This is a genomic window from Streptomyces sp. CB09001, from assembly GCF_003369795.1.
Taxonomy (GTDB): domain Bacteria; phylum Actinomycetota; class Actinomycetes; order Streptomycetales; family Streptomycetaceae; genus Streptomyces.
In genome coordinates this window covers 6,086,272-6,109,693 of the sequence record NZ_CP026730.1, presented here as the reverse complement: position 1 = coordinate 6,109,693, position 23,422 = coordinate 6,086,272, and the positions used below count along the sequence as shown (strand labels likewise).

The following is a 23,422-nucleotide window of genomic DNA, read 5'->3' as shown; positions in this document are numbered from 1 at the left end:
TGTCTCTCGTCATGACCGTTGCCGGTCCTCCGCCGTGACGTCGTACCCGTACCCGTAGCCGCACCCCGAGGAGCCTGCCCGTGCACCGTCCCCCCAGCGTGGCGGCCGAGGTCGCCGAGGAGCTGGCGGCCGTCCGTCCCGGTCTGGTCGCCCGGTTCGAGGCCGAGCGGCCAGGGGCCCGTGCGGCCGTGCTGTCCCGGCTGTGGCGTGCCCTCGCCTTCGAACCGCTGCCGTGGGTCGAGGGCCGGGAGCGGTCCGGGGACGGGCTCGTCCTGCGCCTGCGGGACGGCCGCCGGCTGAGCGGTCCGGCCGCCGACCCGTACCGCACGGACGCGTACGTCCCGGTCGTACGGCTGGACCAGGTCGCGTACGACGATCCGGAGCGGCTGATGACCGACCTCTCCGTAGCGGGGTCGGCCTCCTTCGCGGCGGAACTCGGGCACAGTGCGGCGTCCTTGGCGCTGTCGCGCGCGGCACAGCCCCGGACGGCGCGGGAGGGGGCGCCGGAGAATCACCCGGACGAGTGGCCGGACAGCGGCTGGGGCTGGGAGCGGCGGGTGGTCGACGGGCACCCGTACCACCCCGGCTGCCGTGCGCGGCCCGGCTTCTCGGTGGCGGAGCAGCTCGCGTACGGGCCCGAACACGGGCCGGTGGTGGAGCTGGGGCTCGTGCCGGTCCCGGTGGCGGAGTGCCTGGTGACGGGGGTGTGGCCCGGGGAGTGGCGGGACGGGGCACGACTGCTGGTGCCGGTGCATCCGTGGCAGGCCGCGCACGTGCTCAAGCAGTCCTGCGGGGCCGGGCCCGCCGCGCATCCGCTGATGTCCCTGCGGACTCTCGCCGTGCCCGGCTCGGTGCACGTCAAGACCGCGCTGAGCGCGCGGCTGACGTCCTCGGTGCGGGACATCTCGATCGCCTCGATCGTCGCGTCGGCCGACCTGTCGTCGTTCGGGGAGGGGTTGGCGGCGCGCCTGGACGGCCTGCTCCACGTGACCCGCACGCTGGGCGCGGCCACCGCCCACTCCCCCGACCTGGCCGCCGTACTGCGCGAAGCGCCCGAGGCGTACGCCTCGACGGGCGAGCACGTCGTGCCGGTGGCCGCGCTGGCGACCACCGAACTGCCGCGCTCCCCCGCGTGGCTCGCCGCCTTCGCCCGTCTCGCGCTCACCGTCGGACTGCGCGCCCTGGAACTGGGCGTGGCCCTCGAGGCGCACGGGCAGAACCTCCTGGTCGTGCTGTCCGCGACGGGCGACCCGCTGCGCCTGGTCTACCGCGACCTGGCCGACATCCGCGTCTCCCCGGCCCGGCTGTCCCGGCACGGCATCGCGGCCCACGGCCTGCCCGCGCGGGTGCTGACCGACGAACCGCTCGCGCTGCGCCGGAAGTTGTTCGGTTCGCTGGTGGGAGGCGCGCTGGCGGCCACGGCGGGTTCGGGCCCGGCACTGCGGAAGGCCCTGGAGGCGGCGGTGCCCGAACTGCCCGGCGGCGACGACGTCGTGGCCCTGTGCGAGGGGCCGCTGCCGGTCAAGGCGCTGACCGCGATGCGGACTTCGCCGGGGAGTACGGGCGATCTGTGGACGGAGCTGCCCAATCCGCTGCGGTGGAGGTGAAGCCCGGGCATCGGCGCGGTCTCGTTTTGGAGCGCGGCACCACTGATCAATAGGATCCGCCGATGATCACAAGAACACGGCTGGCGGCGGGTGCCTGTGCCCTGCTCGCCGCGCTGGCGGCCGGGATGGCGTTCCCGGCCGGGGCGAGCGCCGGTGAACCCACGGGTGAGGACGCGCCGAAGGTCGACCTCGTGCTCGACGTCAGCGGTTCGATGCGGACGCGGGACATCGACGGCGGTACGCGCATGGCGGCGGCGAAGCAGGCGTTCAACGAGGTGCTCGACGCGACGCCGGAAGAGGTGGAGCTGGGCATCCGGACGCTCGGCGCGGACTACCCGGGCGACGACCGCAAGACCGGCTGCAAGGACACCGCGCAGCTCTACCCGGTCGGCCCGCTGGACCGCACCGAGGCGAAGACGGCGGTGGCGACCCTGTCGCCGACCGGCTGGACGCCGATCGGGCCCGCGCTGCTCAAGGCGGCGGACGACCTCGACGGCGGCGACGGCTCCAAGCGGATCGTGCTGATCAGCGACGGCGAGGACACCTGCGCCCCGCTCGACCCGTGCGAGGTGGCCCGTGAGATCGCCGCCAAGGGCATCGGGCTGACCATCGACACCCTGGGCCTGGTCCCCAACGCCAAGATGCGGCAGCAGCTCAGCTGCATCGCCGAGGCGACCGGCGGCACGTACACCTCGGTCGAGCACACCGACGAGCTGACCGACAAGGTCAACCAGTTGGTGGACCGGGCGGCCGACCCGGTGGTGACGCCGGTGGCCACCGAGGGCGCGGACGCGTGCGCGAAGGCGCCGACGCTCAAGTCCGGGCTGTACACCGATCGCGAGGAGTTCGGGCAGCAGCGCTGGTACCGGGTGGACGTGGAGCCCGGCCAGGAGCTGCGCGCCTCGGTGAGCGTGGGCGCCGACCGGGCCGTGAACCCGTCCTACGGGGTGCTGCTGCGCGCGGTGACGGTGCACGGCCGGGAGATCGTGCGCGGTGAGGCGGCGGGCGACGGCCGTACCGACGTGCTCTCGACGGGGCTGCGGTACCCGAAGGCGGAGAGCGACAACGACGACGAGGCGTCCGCGGCGGCCGAGGCCGTGTGCCTCCAGGTCACCAACTCCTTCTCGGTGGCCGCCGGCGTGAAGACCGCGCCCGGTCTGCCGCTGGAGCTGACCGTCGACGTCGTGGACGGCCCGGGCGACTCCGACGACGTGGCCGCCTTCGGCCTCGGGCGCGGCTGGTGGCTGCTCGGCCTGCTGGTGCTGGTCGGCTTCGTCGCCGGTCTGCTGTGGGGCTGGCTCTCTCGCTGGCGGTTCGCGATCTGGAGGACCAACTGATGCGATTCACCCGAGCGTTGAGCGCGGCCGTGCTGCTGCTCGGCCTGGCCGCGGCTCCCGCGGCGGCCGACTCCTCGCCCTCCCCGAGCCCTTCGGGGGACGGTGACGCGCCGACCACGGCCGGCACGTCCTTCCGTACGGCGACCGAGTTCGAGCAGGGGCAGGCGGCCACGGCGAACGGGGCCGCGGGCGACTACCTGTACTGGTCGTTCCCGGCCGACGCCGGGCAGCGGCCCACCGTGAAGGCCACGGTGAAGCTGCCCGAGACGCACGCCGCCCAGACCTGGCGGGTCGACGTGTACGACGGTCTGCGCCGCCGCCAGGCCTGCCAGTGGGGCGCCCAGGCCCGCACCGCGGACGCGGGCACCTCCTCCGTCGAGCTGGCCTGCGTGCTGCGCACCGTGCGCGCCTGGACCGAGCCGTGGGCCAACGACCCGCTGCCGGGCACCTATTACGTCCGGCTCACGGCGGTGGACGTGCCCACCTCCGACCTCGGCGTGCCGGTCTCCGCCGAGGTCCGGGCGGACTCCAAGGACATCGGCGGGGCCGCGGCGGTGGACGGTTCGCTGGCGGAGCCGCTGGTGCCGGGCATCGCGGTGGCGTCCGGCACCGACAACGGTTCCGAGGGCGACGACGGCGAGGGCAGCGCCGTACTGTCCGCGATCGAGCCGGAGGACGGCTGGTCGTCGGGCTGGTGGTCGGACCGCTGGGTGTGGAGCGGGATCGGGGCCGTGCTGGCCGCGCTCGCGGGCATCGGCGGCTACGCGCTGACCCGGGGCTCGGGGCGGCCGTCCCGGGTGCCGCCGGGCGTCTGACCTTCCCTCAGAAGGCCCGCCCGTGGCGGGCCTTCTGTCGTCTCAGCCCTCCCGCAGCGCCTTGGCCGCCGTGCCGTCGCCGGTCACCGCGACGCGGCCGTCGCGCACCGCGTCCCGCAGACCGACCTCGCCGCGGCCGAGGGCCGCGCACGTCGCGGCGTCCAGCACGAGCCGGGCGTCGGGCTCCCCCGGTGCGGGCCCCTCGCCGTACACGGGACCGTCCTCCCCTCCGCGCGGGCGTCGGCGTACAGGTGGAAGTCCCCCTCCTCCAGCCGGATCTCCACGAGCCCCTCCGCCGCGCCGGCCTCCCGCAGGGCCCGCAGCAGCGGCAGGGCGAACCAGTGCGCGCGCACCGCGTCCGTGGGCCGCCGCTCCCCCAGCTCGCCCGCGCCCCACGCGCCGAGCGCCTCCAGCACGGGCAGCAGACCGCGTCCCCGCGCGCTGAGTTCGTAGACGTACGCCGCGCCGGGCGGGGGCAGCCGGCGCCTGGTCGTCAGCCCCTCGCGCTCCATGTCCTTGAGCCGCGAGGCGAGTACGTCCGTGCTGACGCCGGGCAGGTCGGCGTGCAGGTCGGTGTAGCGCCGCGGACCGGCGAGCAACTCCCGGACGATCAGCAGGGTCCAGCGGTCGCCGACGGCGTCGAGCGCGCGGGCGGCGGAACAGTACTGGTCGTAGCTACGGCGAGGACGTGGTGACATGCGACGCAGTGTAGACAACTTGTTGGACTTTCCAAGCTGCTACTTGGTAAAACCAAGCAACACCAGATTCCGGAGGGGAAGCCGCGCATGGAGTTCCGGCAGTCGAACAAGCTCAGCGAGGTCTGTTACGAGATCCGCGGCCCGGTCATCGAGCAGGCCAACGCGCTGGAGGAGGCGGGCCACAGCGTCCTGCGCCTGAACACCGGCAACCCGGCCCTCTTCGGCTTCGAGGCGCCGGAGGAGATCGTGCAGGACATGATCCGCATGCTGCCCCGGGCGCACGGCTACACGGACTCGCGCGGCATCCTCTCCGCCCGCCGCGCCGTCGCCCAGCGCTACCAGGCGCTCGGCCTGGAGGTGGACGTGGACGACGTCTTCCTGGGCAACGGCGTCTCCGAGCTGATCTCCATGGCCGTACAGGCCCTGCTGGAGGACGGCGACGAGGTCCTGATCCCCGCCCCCGACTTCCCCCTCTGGACGGCGGTGACCACCCTCGCGGGCGGCAGGGCGGTCCACTACCTGTGCGACGAGCAGGCGGAGTGGTACCCGGACCTGGCCGACATGGAGTCGAAGATCACCGACCGCACCAAGGCGGTCGTCATCATCAACCCGAACAACCCCACCGGCGCCGTCTACCCCAAGGAGATCGTCGAGGGCATCCTCGACCTCGCCCGCCGGCACGGCCTGATGGTCTTCGCCGACGAGATCTACGACCAGATCCTGTACGACGACGCCGTGCACCACTCGGCCGCGTCCCTCGCCCCCGACCTGGTGGTGCTGACCTTCTGCGGCCTGTCCAAGACGTACCGGGTGGCGGGCTTCCGCTCCGGCTGGCTGGTGGTGACCGGGCCGAAGCAGCACGCGAAGGACTACCTGGAGGGCCTGACCATGCTGGCCTCCATGCGCCTGTGCGCCAACGCGCCCGCCCAGTACGCCATCCAGGCCGCGCTCGGCGGCCGCCAGTCCATCCGCGAGCTGACCGCTCGCGGCGGACGGCTGCACGAACAGCGGGACGTGGCCTGGGAGAAGCTCAACGAGATCCCCGGCGTCTCCTGCGTCAAGCCCAAGGGCGCGCTGTACGCTTTCCCGCGCATCGACCCGGCCGTCCACAAGATCCACGACGACGAGCGCTTCGTCCTGGACCTGCTGCTCCGCGAGAAGATCCAGGTCGTCCAGGGCACCGGCTTCAACTGGCCGAGCCCGGACCACTTCCGCATCCTGACGCTGCCCCACGCGGAGGACCTGGAGGCGGCGATCGGGCGCATCGGGCGGTTCCTGAGCGGGTACCGGCAGTAGCGGCGTCCCCCGCCGTAGCCTGGGGGCATGGGTGATCTTTTTCTGGTCCGGCACGGTGAGACCGAGTGGTCGCGGTCCGGGCGGCACACCGGGCTGACGGACGTCCCGCTGACCGAGAAGGGACGGGAGCAGGCGCGGAGCCTGGTGCCGTTGATCCGGTCGCACCGGATCGGGGCCGCCTTCGTCAGCCCTTTCCAGCGGGCCCGGGAGACGGCCGAGCTGATCGGGCTGCACGAGGTGCGGATCGAGCCGGACCTGCACGAGTGGGACTACGGCGGCTACGAGGGGATCACGACCGTCGAGATCCACCGGAGCCGACCGGACTGGTTCCTGTTCACGGACGGGGTCGCGCCCGGGCCGCCGGACCGCCCCGGGGAGACGCCCGAGCAGGTGGGCGAGCGGGCCGACCGGGTGCTCGCCACGGTGGAGGCCGCGTTCGCCAACACCGAGGGGTGCGTGGTGCTGGTGGCGCACGGGCACTTCCTGCGGGTGCTGACCGCCCGGCACCTGGGCCTTCCGCCCTCGCACGGGGCGCTGTTCCAGCTGGGCACGGGGACGTTGTGCCGGCTGGGCACGGAGCACGGGCGGCCGGTGATCGCCGCCTGGAATGTCAGACCTCCGTCGTAGTCTTCGAAGGCGTGACCGATGGGGGAAGGAGGGACGCCGTGGCACTGTCGCCCACCGCCGCGCAGCGGCGTGTCGTCGACGCCGCCGATCCCGTCACCGGACGGCTGAAGGGTACGGAGGCCCAGCTCGCGGCGCTGGTGAAGCGGGGGCTCGCCTTCCGGCATCCGCGCCCCCCGCACGACCACTTCCTGACCCCGGCCGGGCACCGGATACGGGAGGCGGCCGACGCGCCGGAAGAGCCGGTGGCGCCGGAGCCCGCCGGGGCCCCGGCCGCCGAGGGTGTGTTCGCCGCGCGGGTCGGCGGGGAGGAGGCCGCACCTGGCGGCTCGGGGCCCGCGCGGCTGCGCGAGGTGCACGGCGCCTGGCAGGGGCTGCTGGAGCTGCGCCGGATGACGCATCCCGACGGGAGCACGGACCGGCCGTGCGGGTGGGAGCGGTCGCATCTCGTGCGGGCCGCCGCGCTCGCCCTGGAGGCGGCCGGGCACCGCCCCGCCGGTCCGGACGGCGCGGACGGGTACCGGGTGCGGGCGACGCCGCAGCCCGAGGCGGTCGCCGTGTACGAAGGGGACGGCGCCGCGCTGCGGGAGTGCGCCGCGACGCTGGAGCGGGCGGGCTGGCAGACCGGGGAGCACACCGAGCCGCGCACGCGGGCCCGTTACCTGCTGGCCTCCCCGCGGAAGGTGTGACACCCGCATGTCAGGATCGGTCCGTCCGTACGTGTGCGAGGAGAGGCAGCAGCCGTGAGCGAACCGTTCTCCGTTCCCGTGACCGTCCGCGGGTACGAGACCGACACCCAGGGCCATCTGAACCAGTCGGTGTACCTGAACTACGCCGAGCACGCCCGCTGGTCGATGCTCCAGGCGGCCGGTATCCGGCAGGCGGACCTGGTCGCCCGCGGGGTCGGGCCGGTGGCGCTGGAGACGACCCTCCGGTTCCAGCGGGAGCTGCTCGCCGGTGACGAGGTCACGGTGAGCTGTGCCTTCGAGTGGGGGGAGGGCAAGACCTTCCGGATCCGGCAGCTCATCACCAAAACGGACGGCACGGTCGCCGCCGAGGTCGAGGCCGTCGGCGGGCTGATGGACCTGAGCGAGCGCAGGCTGGTGCCCGACCCGCGGCAGCGTTTCAAGGAGCTGGCGGCCCGGCCGGAGCTGTTCGGACTGTAGGCCGAGGGGTGCCGCGTCAGGCGTCCGTCAGCTCCGGCTGGTGCTCGGTGTCGTAGGCCGCGCGGGCCTCGGCGACGTACAGCCGGTTGCGCTCGGCCCAGTCCGTCAGCTGTTGCAGCGAGGCGTGCAGTTCACGGGCCACGGGCGTCAGGGCGTACTCCACCTTCGGCGGCACCGTCGGGTGGACGGTGCGCGTCACCAGGCCGTCGCGCTCCAGGTTGCGCAGGGTCAGGGTCAGCATGCGGCGGCTGATGCCCTCGATGCCGCGCTCCAGTTCGGTGAACCGGATCGGGCCGTGCGCCGCGGCTACCAAAATCTGCACGCTCCACTTCCCCGCGACCCTGTCAAGAACTTCCCGGACCGGGCACGCGTGCGCGTTCACCACCTGCGAGGTAACACGGGTGTTCCTCTGGGACATCGGACTGCCTCCTTATGCCGGACTCCAGGGTTACCCACGATGGTCCCCGTTACAAGTCGTGCCCCAAGGGGGCACGGAGAAACGGAGGGCACGTCACCATGACGATCACGACCGAGTCACCGGCCGCGGCACGCGGGCGGACGTACTCCCGCTGGACGTCGCTCGTCGTCCTGTGCACCGGGGCGCTGATGACAATCCTGGACGGCAACATCGTCACGGTGGCCATGCCCGCCGTCCAGCGCGACCTCGGCTTCACGGGGCCGGGCCTCGCGTGGGTCGTGAACGCGTACCTGATCCCGTTCGGCGGGCTGCTGCTGCTCGCGGGCCGGCTCGGCGACCTGGTGGGCCGCAAGCGGATGTTCACCGCCGGTCTCGCGCTGTTCACGGCGGCCTCCGTGCTGTGCGGGGTGGCCACCGGACGGGAGGTGCTGGTCGCGGCCCGTGCCGTCCAGGGGGTCGGCGGCGCGATGACCATGGCCGTGGTGCTGGGCATGGTGGTCGCGCTCTTCCCCGAGCCGCGCGAACGGGCCCGCGCCATCGCGGTGTTCAGCGCGGTCGGCGCGGCGGGCGGGGCACTGGGCACCTTCCTGGGCGGGGCCCTGACCGAGGCCCTGAGCTGGCACTGGATCTTCCTGATCAACCTGCCGATCGGGGCGGCCGCCTGGGCGGCGGCGGTCCGGGTCCTCGCCCCCGACGAGGCCGCGGGCCCCGGTCGCGGTCGCGGTCGCGGTCGCGGTCGCGGTCGCGGTGTGGACTACCCCGGGGCGGCCCTGGTCACGGGCGCGCTGATGCTGACGGTGTACACGATCACCGGTGCCGGCGGGCCGGGCACCCTCACCACGGTGCTCCTCTCCCTGGCCGCGCTCGCCCTGTTCGCCGCGTTCGCCGTCCGGCAGGCGCGGGCCGCTCGTCCGCTGCTGCGGCTGCGCATGCTGCGCTCACGGCTGCTGACGGGGGCGAACACCGTGCAGGTGCTGATGGTGGCGACGATGTACGGCTTCCAGTTCATCGGCGCGCTGTACCTCCAGCGGGTGCTGGGCTACGGGGAGTTGGCGACGGGGACGGCGTTCCTTCCGGCGCCGGTCGTGATCGGTGTGCTGATGCTGGGGCTCTCGGCCCGCACCATCGGGCGGTTCGGGGCGTACCGGGTGCTGCTGGCCGGGCTGGTGCTGATCGTGGCCGGCATGGCGCTGCTGAGCCGTGCGCCGGTGGACGGCGGCTACCTCACGGACGTACTGCCGCCGATGCTGCTCCTGGCCGTGGGCTTCGCCGCGGCGATGCCCGCGCTGACGGGGCTGGCGATGTCAGGGGCGCGCGAGGAGGACGCGGGGCTGGCATCCGGATTGTTCAACACCACGCAGGTGGTGGGCGGTTCGCTGGGACTGGCGGCGTTGTCGGCACTGGCCGCGGCCCGCACGGACGGGCTGCTCGGCCGGGGCGTGACCGCGGTGCCTGCCACGGCCGAGGGCTATCAGCTGGCGTTCCGGGCGGCGGCGGCGATCGCGACGGCCGCCCTGGCCCTGGCGGCGGTGGTCCTGCGGGACCGCGCGGGACGTCGACTCTGACCCGCCGGGCACACTGACCCGCCGGGCACGGTGACCCGGCCGGTGACGGCAGGGCCCCGCCCCCGCCGGCCCGACTCCGGCGGACGCCGTAACGGACACGGACACGGACACGACCGCCGCACGCCGACTGGACGGGCCCACGCCGGGAACGACCGTGCTCGCCAGGGCCACGACCGGCAAAGACCACGACCCGGAGGCACCACGACCGGCAGGCACGGTGGCCCGTGGGGACGTTGACGGCGGGTGGGGGCGGGTGCCTCTGAATCAGAGGCACCCGCCCCCACCCGCCGCGGTGTGTCGGAGCCACGGGTCACGGCATCGCCGCGGCCCGGGACGACTCGGTGATCTCGTCGCCCGCCTCCATCGGGTGGGTGACGTCCTCCGCCTCGCGTTCCCGGCCGCCGATGTGGTTGAAGACCAGGTTGAGCAGGACGGCGGCCACACAGCCGGTGGAGATGCCCGAGTCGAGGATGATCCGCGCGTTCTCCGGGAACGAGTGGTAGAACTCCGGCGCCGCGATCGGGATGATGCCGACGGCCAGGGAGACCGCCACGATCAGGACGTTGTTGTCCTTGTCCAGGCTCGCCCGGACCAGGGTCTGGATGCCGCTGGCCGCGACGGAGCCGAAGAGGACCACGCCGGCGCCGCCCAGGACCGGACGCGGGACGACGGCGATGAGCGAGGCCGCCATCGGGCACAGGCCCATCAGGACCAGGAAGCCGCCGCCCACCGCGACGACGTAGCGGCTGCGGATCTTCGTCATCGCGACCAGGCCGATGTTCTGGGCGAAGGCGCTGCACATGAAGCCGTTGAAGACCGGGCTGAGTGCGGAGCCGAGGGTGTCGGCGCGCAGGCCGGCCGCGATGGTCTTCTCGTCGGCGGGGCGCTCCACGATCTCGCCGAGGGCGAGCATGTCGGCCGTGGACTCGGTCATCGAGACCACCATCACCACACACATGGAGATGATCGCGGCGATCTGGAACTGCGGCGCGCCGAAGTGGAACGGCGTCGGGAAGCCGACGACGTCCGCGTCCGCGACCGGACCAAAGTCCGTGACGCCGAACGGGATCGCGATGAGCGTGCCCGCGACCAGGCCGAGCAGCACCGCGATCTGCTTGACGAAGCCCCGGGTGAAGCGGCGCAGGAACAGGACGACGACGAGGGTGATCGCGGCCAGGCCGAGGTTGGTCGCCGAGCCGAAGTCGTCCGCCGTGGGGCTGGGGCCCTGTGCCCAGCCGAAGGCCACGGGGAGCAGGGATATGCCTATCAGCGTGATGACGGTGCCGGTGACGACCGGCGGGAAGAAGCGGATCGCCTTGCTGAAGAAGGGGGCGGCGACGAAGCCGAGGAGTCCGGCGACGATGACCGCGCCGAAGATGATCGGCAGCGCGTCGGACTTGTCGTCGGTGGAGGCGACGACCGCGGTCATGGGGGCGACGCCCGCGAAGGTGACGCCGTTGACGAAGGGCAGGCGGGCGCCGATCTTCCAGATGCCGAGGGTTTGGAGGAAGGTCGCCAGGCCCGCGGTGAACAGGCAGGCGCCGGTGAGGAAGGTCAGTTCGGTGGCGCTCAGGCCGATGGCCGCGCCGACGATCAGGGGCGGGGCGACGACCCCGGCGTACATGGCGGCCACGTGTTGCAGGCCGGTCGTCGCCATCTTCAGCGGCGGGAGTTTCTCGTCAACAGGGTGGTCGGCCACGGCGGCGTTCCTCCGGTCGGTTGCACGTCGGCTCTGACGTGGGTGTCAGGGAGGTGGAACTGGTGGTCGTGCGGGACCCGGACGGACCGTTCGGGGAAACGGGCGACCGCTCCGGGGCGTGCGCGCAGGGGCGCACACCCCGGAGTAGGCCACCGTGGACCCCGCTCGGGTCCACGGTTACCGCCCGGGAGCCGTCCCTCCCGGCCGGAGATCAAGTGGTGTTCTCTTGTGCGGCGTTCGGCAGCTTCTGTCTCAGCCCTGCGCCGCGGTCCGCGCCAGGCGTCGTGCCTCGTCGCGGGTGGCGCGGGCGACGGCGTCCTCGTCGACCGTGAGCAGCCTGCCGTCCTCGACGATCTGCCGGCCGTCCACGAACGACGCCGTGACCGGGGCGGCGGCGCCGAAGACCAGGGCGGTCACCGGGTCGGCGATGGAGGAGTGGGCGAGGGTGTCCATCCGCCACAGCACCAGGTCGGCGAGCTTGCCCGCCTCCAGGGAGCCGGTCTCCTCGGCCCGGCCGAGGACCCGGGCGCCGCCGTGGGTGCCCAGGCGCAGCGCCTTGCGGGCGTCCAGCGCGGCCTCGCGGTGGGCGCCGAGGCGGTTGATCAGCAGGGCGTTGCGGAGTTCGGTGTGGAGTTCGCCGGACTCGTTGGAGGCGGTGCCGTCGACGCCGAGACCGACCGGGACTCCGGCGGCGATCAGGTCGGGGACCCGGGCGATGCCGGCGGCCAGGCGGGCGTTGGAGGACGGGCAGTGGGCGACGCCGGTTCCGGTGCGGGCGAAGGCGGCGATGTCGGCGTCGTTCATGTGGACGCAGTGCGCCATCCACACGTCCTCGCCGAGCCAGCCGGTGGACTCGAAGTAGTCGGTGGGTCCCATGCCGAACAGCTCGTGGCAGAACTTCTCCTCCTCGACGGTCTCCGAACCGTGGGTGTGCAGCCGCACGCCGAGCCGGCGGGCCAGCTCGGCGCCCTGGCGCATCAGTTCGGTGGAGACGGAGAAGGGCGAGCAGGGGGCGACGGCGACCTGGGTCATCGCGTCGGAGGAGGGGTCGTGGTGCTCCCGGACGGTGGCCTCGGTGGCGGCGAGCGCGTCGTCCAGGCTCTCGACCGCGAAGTCCGGCGGCAGCCCGCCCTCGGACTCGCCGCGGTCCATGGAGCCGCGGGCGAGGGTGAAGCGCACGCCCATGTCGCGGGCGGCGCGGATGATCGCCCCGGACAGGTCACCGGCGCCGCGCGGGTGGATGTAGTGGTGGTCCGCGGCGGTGGTGACGCCGCCTCTGGCCATCATCGCGAGCGATCCCTGGGCCGCCGCGTGGGCCATCGGTTCGTCGAGGCGCGCCCAGGTGGGGTACAGGGCGACCAGCCAGTCGAACAGGTTGTGGTCGGTGGCCAGGCCCCGGGTGAGCCACTGGTAGAAGTGGTGGTGGGTGTTGACCAGTCCGGGCGTGACCAGGTGTCCGGTCGCGTCGATCCGGCGTACGACGTTCCCGAGGCCCTCGGGTGCCCGTCCCGCGCCGACCGACTCGATCCGGTTGCCGGCGAGGACGACGTGGCCCGAGGCGTACTCGGTGTCGTCCGCGTCGACGGTCGCGACGGCACAGTTCTCGATGACGGTGCGCTCGGCTGCCGATGATGCTGCCATGCTGCTTCCTTGTCCTCCGGTGTGGCGCGCCACCGTCCCGGGGGGCGGGGCGGTGGCGCGCGTCCCGCGTCAGAGGTTGGTCATGTCGACCGGGATGAGTTGCTCGGCGCCGTCGCGCAGGATGGTGGCCTCGATCAGGCCGTAGGGGCGGTCGGCGGCGTAGTACACGGCGCCGTCCTTGGCCTCGTTGTCGATTCCGAAGGGCGACAGGTCCGAGCGGAAGTGGTGCTTGTTGGGCATCGAGAAGCGGATCTCGTCGACCTCGTCGCGCGAGTTGAGCACCCGCACACCCATCTCGAAGAGGGTCTGCTGGAGTGAGTACGAGTAGGTCTCGGCGAACGCCTGGAGCGCGTGCTTGCGCACCCCGCCGTAGGAGCGGTCCCAGTCGGGGGCGTGCGAGTCGATGCCGTCCCAGTTGTGCCGCCACCAGGTGGAGACGGTGGTGGCGAGGATGCGGTCGTGGTCCTCCGGGAGGGTCGTGTACTTGTCCTTGAGGAAGCCGAAGAACTCGGAGTTGGTCGAGTTCAGGACGGTCAGGTCCTTGAAGCCGGAGAGCACCTGGATGCCGTGGCCGTCGTAGGTGATCTGCGCGACGCGGGTCTCCTGGCCGGTGCGGACGAAGGAGTGGGCGATCTCGTCCGCACCGACGAAGCGGGCGCCGCCCTTCGACGTCTCGATCCGCTCCCAGCCGTACTGCTCGATGCGGATGCGGGCCCGGTGGATCGGCTCGTTGTTGTCCACGAAGTGGCGGGCGAGCTTGACGCCGAGGTCCTCGGCGCTCTCGATCCCGTGCTCCTTGGCGAAGGCGAACACCGTGTTCTTGGTGGTGTCGGTCGGCAGGACGTTGGCGTTGGAACCGCTGCGGTGGACCTCCTCCATGTCGCCGGACAGGGCGACGGAGACGTTCAGGTCCTTGATGTGGTGCGTGTCGCCGTCGCGCGTGATCTTGACGACGCGGTTCTCCGCCTTGCCGTACTGGTTCTGTCCCAGGACGAAACGGGTCATGATTCGGTCAGCTCCCTCGGTAAACGGAGTAGCCGAACGGGTTGAGCAGCAGCGGAACGTGGTAGTGCTCGCCGGGCACCACCGCGAAGGTGATGGTGACCTCGGGGAAGAACACGGGCCGGCCGTTCTCGCTGTCCCGGAGCGCGGGGGCGTCCTGCTGGGCCGCGGCTTGTTTCTTGGCGAAGTACGTCTCGGTGTCGAAGTCGAGCCGTACGTGGGTGGTGCCCTCCGGCAGGGCCGGGAGGTCCTTGCACCGGCCGTCGGCGTCGGTCGCGGAGCCGCCGAGCGTCTGCCAGTCCCCCTCGCGGCCCGCACGGGCTGCGAGGTGGACGGCGACGTCCCCGGCGGGGCGGCCGGCGCTGGTGTCCAAAATGTGCGTGGACACGGAGGCGGTGGTGCTGGTGCTCATGGTCGGGCGTCCTGTTCGACGAGTCGGGTCAGGCGGATGCGGTTGATCTTCCCCAGTTCGGTGCGGACGATCTCCCACTCCTGCTCGGGCGGGTTCCCGATCCGCTCCTTGAGCGCGTCCCGCATCTGCTCACCGGTCCGCCCGGTGGCGCAGACGAGGAAGACGTGGCCGAACTTCTCCTGGTAGGCCAGGTTCAGTTCGAGCATCTCCGCCTTGAGTTCCTCTGTGGCGCCGGACATGCCCGCCTGTTCGCGGGACGAGGTCGGGTCGCCCGGTTTGGGGCGGCCGATCGGCGGGTGTCCGGCCATCGCCTGGGCGAGGTCGTCCGCGGTCAGCTCGGCCATGGCGGCGTCGCCTGCGGCGTACAGATCCTCGGGGGTGGCGAAGGGGCGGGCGGCGAGCAGGTACCGGGCCCACGCCGTGGCGGCGCACGCCTCGTGGAGTTCCGCGAGTGCCGCGGTCTCCTCGAGGGTGTTGAAGCGGGCCAGGCCCGACGCGGAAGTGGACGTCACGGGAGCCTCCGTGGCCTTGTGCTGGGCGGGCGTGCCGATAGCTAACGCCCTCGGAAACAAGCCGTCAACACTTTGTTGAAAATTCGGGGTCGGAAAAGCCGCCGCCCGGTTACCGGACGGCGACTGGAGGCGCGAAGGAACCGTGCAGGTCAGGTGCCCTTCTCGCGGTTGAGGTAGTTGTACACGGTGAAGCGGCTGACACCGAGGGCGCTCGCGACGGTCTCCACGCCGTGCCGTACGGCGAAGGCGCCGCGCGCCTCCAGGGCCCGGACGACCTCCTGCTTGGTACGGCGGTCCAGGTCGGCCAGCGGCCTGCCCCGCCGGCGTTCCATGGCGGCCAGGATGTGGTCGAGGGAGTCGGCGAGCTGGGGCAGGCGTACGGCGACGACGTCGGCACCCTCCCAGGAGAGCACGACATCCTCAAGACCCGCCTCGTCCGGCGGCAGCATCTCGCCGCCCATGGCGTCGACCAGGGGCTTGACGGCCGCGATGAACGGCTCCTCGGCGGGACCGGTCACCGCTCACCCTTCCCTTCGGCGTCTTGTCCGACCACGTTGACCTGGAGCGAGATCCGGGTGGCACCGGCCTCCAGGGACCGGCGCAGCAGCTCGTCCACGGCGGTGAGCACCTGGTCGGCGCCGCCCTCGGCGGTGTTGCCGAAGGGGCCGACGTCGACCGCGTCCAGCTCGGCGGCCTCGACGACCTCCCGGGCCACCACCGCGTGGGCGGGCGCCTCGTCGAGGTCGAAGGGTTCGGTCGTGAACTCCACTCTCAATCGCACGCGGTCAACCTAACGCGGGGTGACGGCATTGCGCCGCCCCCTCTTGACAAGTGCGCCGCTCCACCGGCAATCTTCCATTAAGCAGAAACGAACTTCCGTAATACGGAAACACCCTCGAGCGGAAGGGAGCGCGGCACCCGATGGGATTCGCAGACCAGCGCTTCAACGTCAACCTGTCGATCCTCTACACGGAACTCCCGCTCCTGGAGCGTCCCGCGGCCGCCGCCGCGGCCGGCTTCACCGCGGTCGAGCTGTGGTGGCCCTGGATCGACTCGCCCACCCCCGCGCAGTCCGAGCTGGACGCCCTCAAGTCGGCCATCGAGGACGCGGGCGTCCGGCTCACCGGGCTGAACTTCTACGCCGGTCGGCTGCCCGGCCCCGACCGGGGCGCCCTGTCGGTCCCCGGTGCGGAGTCGGACCGCTTCCGCGCCAACATCGACGTGGCCGCCGACTTCGCCCAGTCGCTGGGCTGCACGGCGCTCAACGCCCTGTACGGCAACCGTGTCGAGGGCGTGGACCCGGCCGAGCAGGACCGGCTCGCGCTGGAGAACCTGGTCCTGGCCGCCCGCGCGGCCGACCGGATCGGCGCGATCCTGCTGATCGAGGCGCTCAACGAGCCCGAGTCGCCGCGGTACCCGCTGGTGTCGGCTCCGGCCGCGGTCGCGGTCGTGGACAAGGTCAACGAGGCCACCGGGCTCGGCAACGCCAAGTTCCTCATGGACCTCTACCACCTGTCCATGAACGGCGAGGACCTGCCGCAGGTGATCGACGCCTACGCCGCGAAGACCGGCCACGTGCAGATCGCCGACAACCCGGGCCGCGGCGCTCCCGGCACGGGCTCCCTCCCGCTGGAGGACCTGCTCGACCGCCTGCGGAAGGCCGGATACGACGGCTGGGTCGGCCTGGAGTACAAGCCCGGCGAGACCCCCAGCGCCCAGTCCTTCTCCTGGCTGCCGGCCGAGGCCCGCGCGGCCCGCTGAGCGCCACCCGCAGCACTCTTCAGAGATTTTCCAGAGAGGTACCCATCATGAGCACGCTCCCCAAGGTCGCCTGGATCGGTCTCGGCATCATGGGCTCCCCCATGTCCGAGAACCTGATCAAGGCGGGTTACCAGGTCACCGGCTTCACCCTGGAGCAGGAGAAGCTGGACCGGCTGTCCGCCGCCGGCGGCACCGTGGCCGCCTCCATCGCCGAGGCCGTCCGCGACGCCGACGTCGTCGTGACCATGGTGCCCGCGTCGCCGCAGGTCGAGGCCATCGCCTACGGCCCCGACGGCATCCTGGAGAACGCGAAGTCCGGCGCGCTGCTGGTCGACATGTCCTCGATCACCCCGCAGACCTCGGTGGACCTCGCGAAGGCCGCCAAGGACAAGGGCATCCGCGTCCTGGACGCCCCCGTCTCCGGCGGCGAGGCCGGCGCCATCGAGGCCGTGCTGTCCATCATGGTCGGCGGCGAGCAGGCCGACTTCGACGAGGCCAAGCCGCTCCTGGAGGCGCTCGGCAAGACCATCGTGCTGTGCGGTCCGCACGGCTCGGGCCAGACCGTGAAGGCCGCCAACCAGCTGATCGTCGCCGTCAACATCCAGGCGTGCGCCGAGGCCGTGGTCTTCCTGGAGAAGTCCGGCGTGGACCTGAAGGCCGCCCTGGACGTCCTGGGCGGCGGCCTGGCCGGCTCGACCGTGCTGACGCGGAAGAAGGACAACTTCCTGACCCGCGACTTCAAGCCGGGCTTCCGCATCGACCTGCACCACAAGGACATGGGCATCGTCACCGACGCCGCCCGCAACGTGGGCGCCGCGCTGCCGGTGGGCGCCGTGGTGGCCCAGCTGGTCGCCTCGCTGCGCGCCCAGGGCGACGGCGGCCTGGACCACTCGGCCCTGCTGCGGGCCGTGGAGCGCCTGTCCGGCGGCCAGGTCTGACCGCCGTACCGGCCCCATGAGACCTCCGGGCGGCGCGGTCGCTGACACCTGTCATGTCGCGCCCGAGCGGCGGCGCCGCCCGGAACCCACTTCAACAAACTGTTGACGTGCCACAGTCCCAAACCTAGGCTCCACGAAGCGGAAACCCGTTTCCACTGAATGGTCCCGCTGAACCCTCGTCTGCAAGGCCACGGAAGGTCCACGATGTCGCAGCGCGTGCTCACCACCGAGTCCGGCGCCCCGGTCGCCGACAACCAGAACTCCGCTTCCGCCGGCATCGGCGGCCCCCTCCTGATCCAGGACCAGCACCTCATCGAGAAGCTCGCCCGCTTCAACCGCGAGCGCATCCCGGAGCGCGTGGTGCACGCCCGCGGCTCCGGCGCCTACGGCCACTTCGAGGTGACCGACGACGTCACCGGCTTCACGCACGCCGACTTCCTGAACACGGTCGGCAGGCGCACCGAGGTCTTCCTGCGCTTCTCCACGGTGGCCGACTCGCTCGGCGGCGCGGACGCGGTCCGCGACCCGCGGGGCTTCGCGCTGAAGTTCTACACCGAAGAGGGCAACTACGACCTCGTCGGCAACAACACCCCGGTGTTCTTCATCAAGGACCCCATCAAGTTCCCCGACTTCATCCACTCGCAGAAGCGCGACCCGTTCACGGGCCGTCAGGAGCCGGACAACGTCTTCGACTTCTGGGCGCACTCCCCCGAGGCGACGCACCAGGTGACCTGGCTGATGGGCGACCGCGGCATCCCGGCCTCGTACCGCCACATGGACGGCTTCGGCTCGCACACCTACCAGTGGACGAACGCCAAGGGCGAGTCGTTCTTCGTCAAGTACCACTTCAAGACCGACCAGGGCATCCGCTGCCTGACCGCCGAGCAGGCGGCGAAGCTCGCGGGCGAGGACCCGGCCTCGCACCAGACCGACCTGGTGCAGGCGATCGAGCGGGGCGTGTACCCGTCCTGGACGCTGCACGTGCAGCTGATGCCGGTGGCCGAGGCGGCGAACTACCGCTTCAACCCGTTCGACGTGACCAAGGTGTGGCCGCACGCCGACTACCCGCTCAGGCGGGTCGGCCGGCTGGTGCTCGGCCGCAACCCGGACAACGTCTTCGCGGAGGTCGAGCAGGCCGCCTTCTCCCCGAACAACTTCGTTCCGGGCATCGGCCCCTCCCCCGACAAGATGCTCCAGGGCCGCCTGTTCGCCTACGCGGACGCCCACCGCTACCGCCTGGGCGTCAACCACACCCAGCTCGCGGTGAACGCCCCGAAGGCCGTGCCCGGCGGCGCCGCCAACTACGGCCGCGACGGCCTGATGGCGGCCAATCCGCAGGGCCGGTACGCCAAGAACTACGAGCCGAACTCCTACGACGGCCCGGCCGAGACCGGCCGCCCGCTGGCCGCCCCGCTCCCGGTCTCCGGCCACACCGGCACCCACGAGGCGCCGCTGCACACCAAGGACGACCACTTCGTGCAGGCCGGTGAGCTGTACCGGCTGATGAGCGAGGACGAGAGGCAGCGGCTGGTGGCCAACCTGGCCGGCGGCCTGTCGCAGGTCTCCCGCAACGACGTCGTCGAGAAGAACCTCGCGCACTTCCACGCGGCCGACCCCGAGTACGGCAAGCGCGTGGAGGAGGCGGTCCGCGCCCTGCGCGAGGACTGATCCACCGGCTCGCGCACGGGACCCGGCGGGGAGGCCGGGACCGTGTGCGCGGCCCGAGCAGGCACCGAGGCGACCCGGATGAGGGGTGCGCGCCGGGTGCCGGCGCGGGCAGGGCGAGGACCGCGGCGGCCTGCGAGCCAGTGCGGTGGTGAAGGGCACGGACGTTTCTCCTACGACCTGAGGGGAGGAGCGGTTCCGGCCCGTCGCACCGCCGCGGTCCCAGCCACCCCGCCTCTCGTGATCGAGAGGCCCCGCAAACTCCGTCCGGCGGCGCGAACGACCTGTCGCGCCCAGCCTCGCGCCGCCGGACGGGCACCACGTGAAGACCCCTCACCGAGAACCTTCACCGGCCGAGCAGCGCCGGATGCGGACGGTCCCGCATCCGGCGCTGCTCGGGTTCACCGGGTGCGGATTCTCCTCCCGCGCAGCAGCCTGGAGGCATGGCAACGGCACACCCACCCGAGCGTCCGCACATCGTCGTCCACTCCCCCGCCCTCGACGGCTCCCGCCGGGTCACCTCGGGCGAGGAGACCCTGGGCGTCGCCTCGCACATCGACGACGTGGCCGAGCTCCTGCGGCTGGCCGACCTCTACGTGACCGACGTCGAGTCGAGCGACCTGGTCGAGTGGCAGGGCGGCGGCCCGGAGGACTGGCCGGGGCTGCACGAGCACCACGAGCACCATGGTGGCTAAGCCCGCGTAGGAGTCGCCCGCAGCGGGCACAACCCCGGGAAACACGGGGGCGCGGGGGTGGTGTCGTGGACACCGGCACGGAGATCGGGTGGGAGCCGCACGAGGTCGCGCTGCTGGGCGGCGGGCCGCGGGCCGCCGTCACGGTGGCGGTGGTCGCCCTGCACCTGCTGGGCGCGGTGGAGACCGGACCGGGCAGGACGCTGTGCGCGATGGGGCCGGAGCCGGAAGGGCTGGGGCCGTTCGAGGGGACCGTCCTGGACTGTCTGTGCGAGCCGCTCACCGCCCGCGAGCTGGTCCGGCACGCCGACGTGCGCCTGGCCCTGGCCCTGACGCGCATCCCGCTCGCGGAGGACGGACTGCTGACCCACCCCTGGCTCAGGCCGACCCGCGGCGCCCGCCGGCGCTTGGCGTTCTGGCGGGAGCGGCATCCGCTGCCGGCGGTCAGGCACGGGCTGACGGACGAGGACACGCTGCTCGCGGTCGCCCTGCACGGTGATGCGGCCCTGCGCCTGCTCCTCCCCCGCTTCGCGCTGCGGACCGGGCTGATGGACCCGGGTGCCCCGGCCGACGGGGTGCGCTTCTCACTGGGCCGGGGCAGGTTCCTGAGGTGGCGCGACGAGTACGAGGACTCGGTCTCGGGCGACTGGGGCGGCATGGGTCACGGGGACCACTCGGGCGGCTGTGGTTCGGGGGGCGGCGGCGGCTCGGACTGAGTGGACACATGAGGTCCGCGCACATGAGGTCCGCACACACGTGGGGTCCCGCACACCACGTGGGATCCGCGCACACCTGGGGTCCGCGCACACCTGGGGTCCGCGCATACGTGAGAGCGGCCCGTCCCCCCGAGGAGGGGAACGGGCCGCTCTCGGCGCTGGGCGCCGGGTCCGTCAGACCTTCAGCGTCCTGACCGCGGTCGGGGCGTGCCCCGGCTCGGTGGCCACCTCCTCGAACTCCACCACGTTGGAGATGTCGTTGGTGCCCGACATGGAGATGTTGGTGACGCGCTCCAGGATCGCCTCGACGACGACCGGCACCCGGTGCTCGGCGGCCAGCTTCTTGGCCTGCTCCAGGGCCGCGCCCAGCTCGTTCGGGTCGGTCACCCGGATCGCCTTGCAGCCCAGGCCCTCGGCGACCTTGACGTGGTCCACGCCGTAGACGCCCAGTTCGGGCGAGTTGATGTTCTCGAACTCCAGGTTGACCTGGAAGTCGATGTCGAATGCCCGCTGTGCCTGGCGGATCAGGCCCAGGTAGGAGTTGTTCACCAGGACGTGCACATAGGGGATCTTGTGCTGCGCGCCGACGGCCAGCTCCTCCAGCATGAACTGGAAGTCGTAGTCGCCGGAGAGCGCCACGACCTGCGCGTCCGGATCGGCCTTGGCCACGCCGAGGGCGGCCGGGACGGTCCAGCCGAGCGGTCCTGCCTGGCCGCAGTTGATCCAGTGCCGCGGCCGGTAGACGTGCAGCATCTGGGCGCCGGCGATCTGGGACAGGCCGATGGTGGAGACGTACCGGGTCTCCGGGCCGAAGGCCTTGTTCATCTCCTCGTAGACGCGCTGCGGCTTGATCGGGATGTCGTCGAAGTGCGTACGGCGCTGGAGGGTGGCCTTGCGCTCCTGCGCGGAGGCGGCCCATGCGGAGCGGTCCGGCAGCCGGCCGGCCGCCTTCAGCTCGCGCGCGACCTGGACGAACAGCTCCAGGGCGGCCTTGGCGTCGGAGGCGATGCCGTAGTCCGGGGCGAAGATCTTGCCGATCTGGGTCGGCTCGACGTCCACGTGGACGAACTTCCGCCCGGCCGTGTAGACGTCCAGCTTGCCGGTGTGGCGGTTGGCCCAGCGGTTGCCGATGCCGAGGACGAAGTCGGACTCCAGGAAGGTCGCGTTGCCGTAGCGGTGCGAGGTCTGCAGGCCGACCATGCCGGCGTTCAGCTCGTGGTCGTCGGGCAGCAGGCCCCAGCCCATCAGGGTCGGCACGACCGGGGTGCCGGTCAGCTCGGCGAACTCCACGAGCAGGTCGGCGGCATCGGCGTTGATGACACCGCCGCCGGCCACGATCAGCGGCCGCTCGGCGGCGTTGAGCAGGCCGATCGCCTTCTCGATCTGGGCGCGGGTGGCGACGGGCCGGTAGACCGGGAGCGGCTGGTAGGTCTCCGGGTCGAACTCGATCTCGGTGGTCTGGACGTCGATCGGCAGGTCGATCAGGACCGGGCCGGGACGGCCGGAGCGCATCAGGTGGAACGCCTGCTGGAAGACGCCGGGGACCTGCGCGGCCTCCAGGACGGTGACCGCCATCTTCGTGACCGGCTTGGCGATCGAGGCGATGTCGACGGCCTGGAAGTCCTCCTTGTGGATCACGGCGGTCGGTGCCTGACCGGTGATGCACAGGATCGGGATCGAGTCGCCGATCGCCGAGTAGAGACCGGTGATCATGTCGGTGCCGGCCGGGCCCGAGGTGCCGATGCAGACGCCGATGTTGCCCGGGAGGGTGCGGGTGTAGCCCTCGGCCATGTGCGAGGCACCCTCGACGTGGCGGGCCAGGGTGTGCTGGACGCCGCCGGACGCCTTGAGCGCGGCGTAGAAGGGGTTGATCGCCGCACCGGGCACACCGAACGCGTCGGTGACGCCCTCGCGCTTGAGGATCTCAACTGCCGCTCGGGCAGCGGTCATACGAGCCATCGAGTACTCCTGATCCGGCTGTCGGATTCGCACTCCCGTCGCGCCCCGCGGTGAGCTTCTTCCGTAGCAACTTCCGTATAGCGAAATCTGTTTTCTACGATCTGGAAGTAATGTAAGTGGGCGGCCGAGGGCCGTCAAGAGAGGACGATGGGGGTCATGTCCGAGACCATCTCGGTGTGCTGCACCGCCTGCGGGCGCCGGCACCGCTACACGGCACCGTCGTACCCCTGCGTGTGCGGGGCGCCCGTCGCCCCGGAGCTGGACCCGCGCGGGGCCGCCACCGCGGTCACCCGGCGGGCCTGGGACGAGGAGTGGATCGGGCTGCGGTGCGCGGTCTGCGGCACCGAGAGCCGGTGGCCGCGGCCGGAGCTGGGCTGCCCCTGCGGGACGGTGCTGTGCGTGCCGGTGGAGCCCGCGGCCACCGGCCGGTCCGGGCGCACCCCGGGGTCACGGGTCCCGGCGCACCGGGCCGTTCCGATCCGCACCGCCCGCGACGCGGTCACGGCCGCCGTGCTGTATCTGCGCGGCCTGGGCCACCGGGAGGTGCGCCGCGCCGACCAGCGGCCCCTGTCCGGCATCGGGCTGGCCGCGCCCGGCCTCGTCGTCCAGGTGGATCCGACGGTGGGCCCGGCCTCGGTCCGGGACGTGGAGTGCCTGTGGCTGTCGGCCATGGCGGAGTCGGCGCGGGGCGTGTACTTCTCGCTCGCCGGGTACGCCGAGGACGCCCGCGTCCGCGGCGATTTGCTGGACGTCGCGCTGTTCGTGCTCGACCCGTCGGGCGTGCCGCGCCCGGCGAACGCGCCGGCCGCGGCGCTGGACGCCACGGCCGGCTGGGACTGACGCGGTGACTACCGCGCCACGATCCCGGAGCACTTGACATTCGGGACCCTCCTTCAGGG

Annotated in this window: 23 protein-coding genes and 1 pseudogene; 14 read left to right on the top strand and 10 right to left on the bottom strand. The window is 72.2% G+C overall.

Features of this window, described 5'->3' with window-relative positions; translation table 11 throughout:
* Positions 1-80 precede the first annotated feature (80 nt).
* The 3 genes from C4J65_RS28350 to C4J65_RS28340 all read left to right on the top strand — a co-directional run bounded on the left by C4J65_RS28350 (position 81) and on the right by C4J65_RS28340 (position 3,759).
* Entirely contained in the window at positions 81-1,607 is a 1,527-nt protein-coding gene (locus C4J65_RS28350) for an IucA/IucC family siderophore biosynthesis protein (RefSeq protein ID WP_115744949.1), read from the top strand.
* 62 nt (positions 1,608-1,669) lie between these two features.
* Positions 1,670-2,944 carry a VWA domain-containing protein gene (locus C4J65_RS28345; RefSeq protein WP_115744948.1) on the top strand — a complete coding sequence of 425 codons (1,275 nt, stop codon included), beginning with the start codon at positions 1,670-1,672 and terminating at the stop codon, positions 2,942-2,944.
* A complete protein-coding gene (locus C4J65_RS28340) occupies positions 2,944-3,759 on the top strand; it encodes a hypothetical protein (RefSeq protein WP_115744947.1) in 816 nt (271 codons plus the stop codon). Before C4J65_RS28345 ends, C4J65_RS28340 begins: the two co-directional genes overlap by 1 nt.
* Positions 3,760-3,801: 42 nt before the next feature.
* Here C4J65_RS28340 and C4J65_RS28335 read toward each other — a convergent pair.
* A pseudogene (locus tag C4J65_RS28335) lies at positions 3,802-4,457 on the bottom strand (helix-turn-helix domain-containing protein).
* A gap of 87 nt (positions 4,458-4,544) precedes the next feature.
* On the opposite strand from C4J65_RS28335, the gene C4J65_RS28330 reads away from it, so the two are divergent.
* The 4 genes from C4J65_RS28330 to C4J65_RS28315 are packed head-to-tail and all read left to right on the top strand — an operon-like array spanning position 4,545 to position 7,543.
* Entirely contained in the window at positions 4,545-5,753 is a 1,209-nt protein-coding gene (locus C4J65_RS28330; protein ID WP_115744946.1) for a pyridoxal phosphate-dependent aminotransferase, read from the top strand.
* A 27-nt stretch (positions 5,754-5,780) separates the two neighbouring features.
* Positions 5,781-6,380, top strand: coding sequence for a histidine phosphatase family protein (locus tag C4J65_RS28325; RefSeq protein ID WP_115744945.1), 600 nt, complete (start codon positions 5,781-5,783; stop codon positions 6,378-6,380).
* 38 nt (positions 6,381-6,418) lie between these two features.
* A complete protein-coding gene (locus C4J65_RS28320; protein WP_115744944.1) occupies positions 6,419-7,066 on the top strand; it encodes a hypothetical protein in 648 nt (215 codons plus the stop codon).
* 54 nt (positions 7,067-7,120) lie between these two features.
* On the top strand, positions 7,121-7,543 hold the full coding sequence (locus tag C4J65_RS28315) for an acyl-CoA thioesterase (protein ID WP_115744943.1): 423 nt from the start codon (positions 7,121-7,123) through the stop codon (positions 7,541-7,543).
* 16 nt (positions 7,544-7,559) lie between these two features.
* On the opposite strand, the gene C4J65_RS28310 is transcribed toward C4J65_RS28315, so the two are convergent.
* Complete coding sequence (locus C4J65_RS28310; RefSeq protein ID WP_162833396.1) at positions 7,560-7,961, bottom strand: helix-turn-helix domain-containing protein; 402 nt, start codon at positions 7,959-7,961, stop codon at positions 7,560-7,562.
* A 98-nt stretch (positions 7,962-8,059) separates the two neighbouring features.
* Between C4J65_RS28310 and C4J65_RS28305 the strand changes: the two genes are divergently transcribed.
* Positions 8,060-9,526 (top strand): MFS transporter, encoded by a 1,467-nt coding sequence (locus C4J65_RS28305; RefSeq protein ID WP_115744942.1) that lies wholly within the window; start codon positions 8,060-8,062, stop codon positions 9,524-9,526.
* Positions 9,527-9,836: 310 nt separating this feature from the next.
* Here C4J65_RS28305 and C4J65_RS28300 read toward each other — a convergent pair whose 3' ends face one another.
* The 7 genes from C4J65_RS28300 to C4J65_RS28270 form a co-directional block, all read right to left on the bottom strand.
* Positions 9,837-11,225, bottom strand: coding sequence for a nucleobase:cation symporter-2 family protein (locus tag C4J65_RS28300; protein ID WP_115744941.1), 1,389 nt, complete (start codon positions 11,223-11,225; stop codon positions 9,837-9,839).
* 252 nt (positions 11,226-11,477) lie between these two features.
* A complete protein-coding gene (locus C4J65_RS28295; protein ID WP_115744940.1) occupies positions 11,478-12,866 on the bottom strand; it encodes an 8-oxoguanine deaminase in 1,389 nt (462 codons plus the stop codon).
* Positions 12,867-12,935: 69 nt separating this feature from the next.
* Positions 12,936-13,871, bottom strand: a complete 936-nt coding sequence (gene pucL / locus C4J65_RS28290) for a factor-independent urate hydroxylase (RefSeq protein WP_115744939.1) — start codon at positions 13,869-13,871, stop codon at positions 12,936-12,938.
* Between the two features lie 7 nt (positions 13,872-13,878).
* Positions 13,879-14,280 carry a hydroxyisourate hydrolase gene (gene uraH, locus C4J65_RS28285; protein WP_115744938.1) on the bottom strand — a complete coding sequence of 134 codons (402 nt, stop codon included), beginning with the start codon at positions 14,278-14,280 and terminating at the stop codon, positions 13,879-13,881.
* Positions 14,277-14,792, bottom strand: coding sequence for a 2-oxo-4-hydroxy-4-carboxy-5-ureidoimidazoline decarboxylase (gene uraD, locus C4J65_RS28280; protein WP_162833395.1), 516 nt, complete (start codon positions 14,790-14,792; stop codon positions 14,277-14,279). Before uraD ends, uraH begins: the two co-directional genes overlap by 4 nt.
* Before the next feature lie 149 nt (positions 14,793-14,941).
* The gene (locus C4J65_RS28275; protein WP_115744936.1) at positions 14,942-15,310 is read right to left on the bottom strand and encodes a helix-turn-helix domain-containing protein; all 369 of its coding nucleotides are present in this window, start codon (positions 15,308-15,310) and stop codon (positions 14,942-14,944) included.
* Positions 15,307-15,573, bottom strand: coding sequence for a hypothetical protein (locus tag C4J65_RS28270; protein WP_162833394.1), 267 nt, complete (start codon positions 15,571-15,573; stop codon positions 15,307-15,309). Before C4J65_RS28270 ends, C4J65_RS28275 begins: the two co-directional genes overlap by 4 nt.
* A 140-nt stretch (positions 15,574-15,713) precedes the next feature.
* On the opposite strand from C4J65_RS28270, the gene C4J65_RS28265 reads away from it, so the two are divergent.
* From C4J65_RS28265 to C4J65_RS28245, 5 genes are all read left to right on the top strand, one after another.
* Positions 15,714-16,553, top strand: coding sequence for a TIM barrel protein (locus tag C4J65_RS28265; RefSeq protein ID WP_115744934.1), 840 nt, complete (start codon positions 15,714-15,716; stop codon positions 16,551-16,553).
* A 47-nt stretch (positions 16,554-16,600) separates the two neighbouring features.
* Positions 16,601-17,491 carry a 2-hydroxy-3-oxopropionate reductase gene (locus tag C4J65_RS28260; protein WP_115744933.1) on the top strand — a complete coding sequence of 297 codons (891 nt, stop codon included), beginning with the start codon at positions 16,601-16,603 and terminating at the stop codon, positions 17,489-17,491.
* A 204-nt stretch (positions 17,492-17,695) separates the two neighbouring features.
* Entirely contained in the window at positions 17,696-19,159 is a 1,464-nt protein-coding gene (locus tag C4J65_RS28255) for a catalase (protein WP_115744932.1), read from the top strand.
* A 440-nt stretch (positions 19,160-19,599) separates the two neighbouring features.
* Positions 19,600-19,851, top strand: coding sequence for a hypothetical protein (locus tag C4J65_RS28250; protein ID WP_115744931.1), 252 nt, complete (start codon positions 19,600-19,602; stop codon positions 19,849-19,851).
* A gap of 65 nt (positions 19,852-19,916) precedes the next feature.
* On the top strand, positions 19,917-20,564 hold the full coding sequence (locus tag C4J65_RS28245) for a TIGR04222 domain-containing membrane protein (protein WP_115744930.1): 648 nt from the start codon (positions 19,917-19,919) through the stop codon (positions 20,562-20,564).
* Positions 20,565-20,738: 174 nt separating this feature from the next.
* Here C4J65_RS28245 and gcl read toward each other — a convergent pair whose 3' ends face one another.
* Entirely contained in the window at positions 20,739-22,523 is a 1,785-nt protein-coding gene (gcl, locus tag C4J65_RS28240) for a glyoxylate carboligase (RefSeq protein ID WP_115744929.1), read from the bottom strand.
* 147 nt (positions 22,524-22,670) lie between these two features.
* Between gcl and C4J65_RS28235 the strand changes: the two genes are divergently transcribed.
* Positions 22,671-23,363, top strand: coding sequence for a hypothetical protein (locus C4J65_RS28235; protein WP_115744928.1), 693 nt, complete (start codon positions 22,671-22,673; stop codon positions 23,361-23,363).
* Positions 23,364-23,422: the final 59 nt, after the last annotated feature.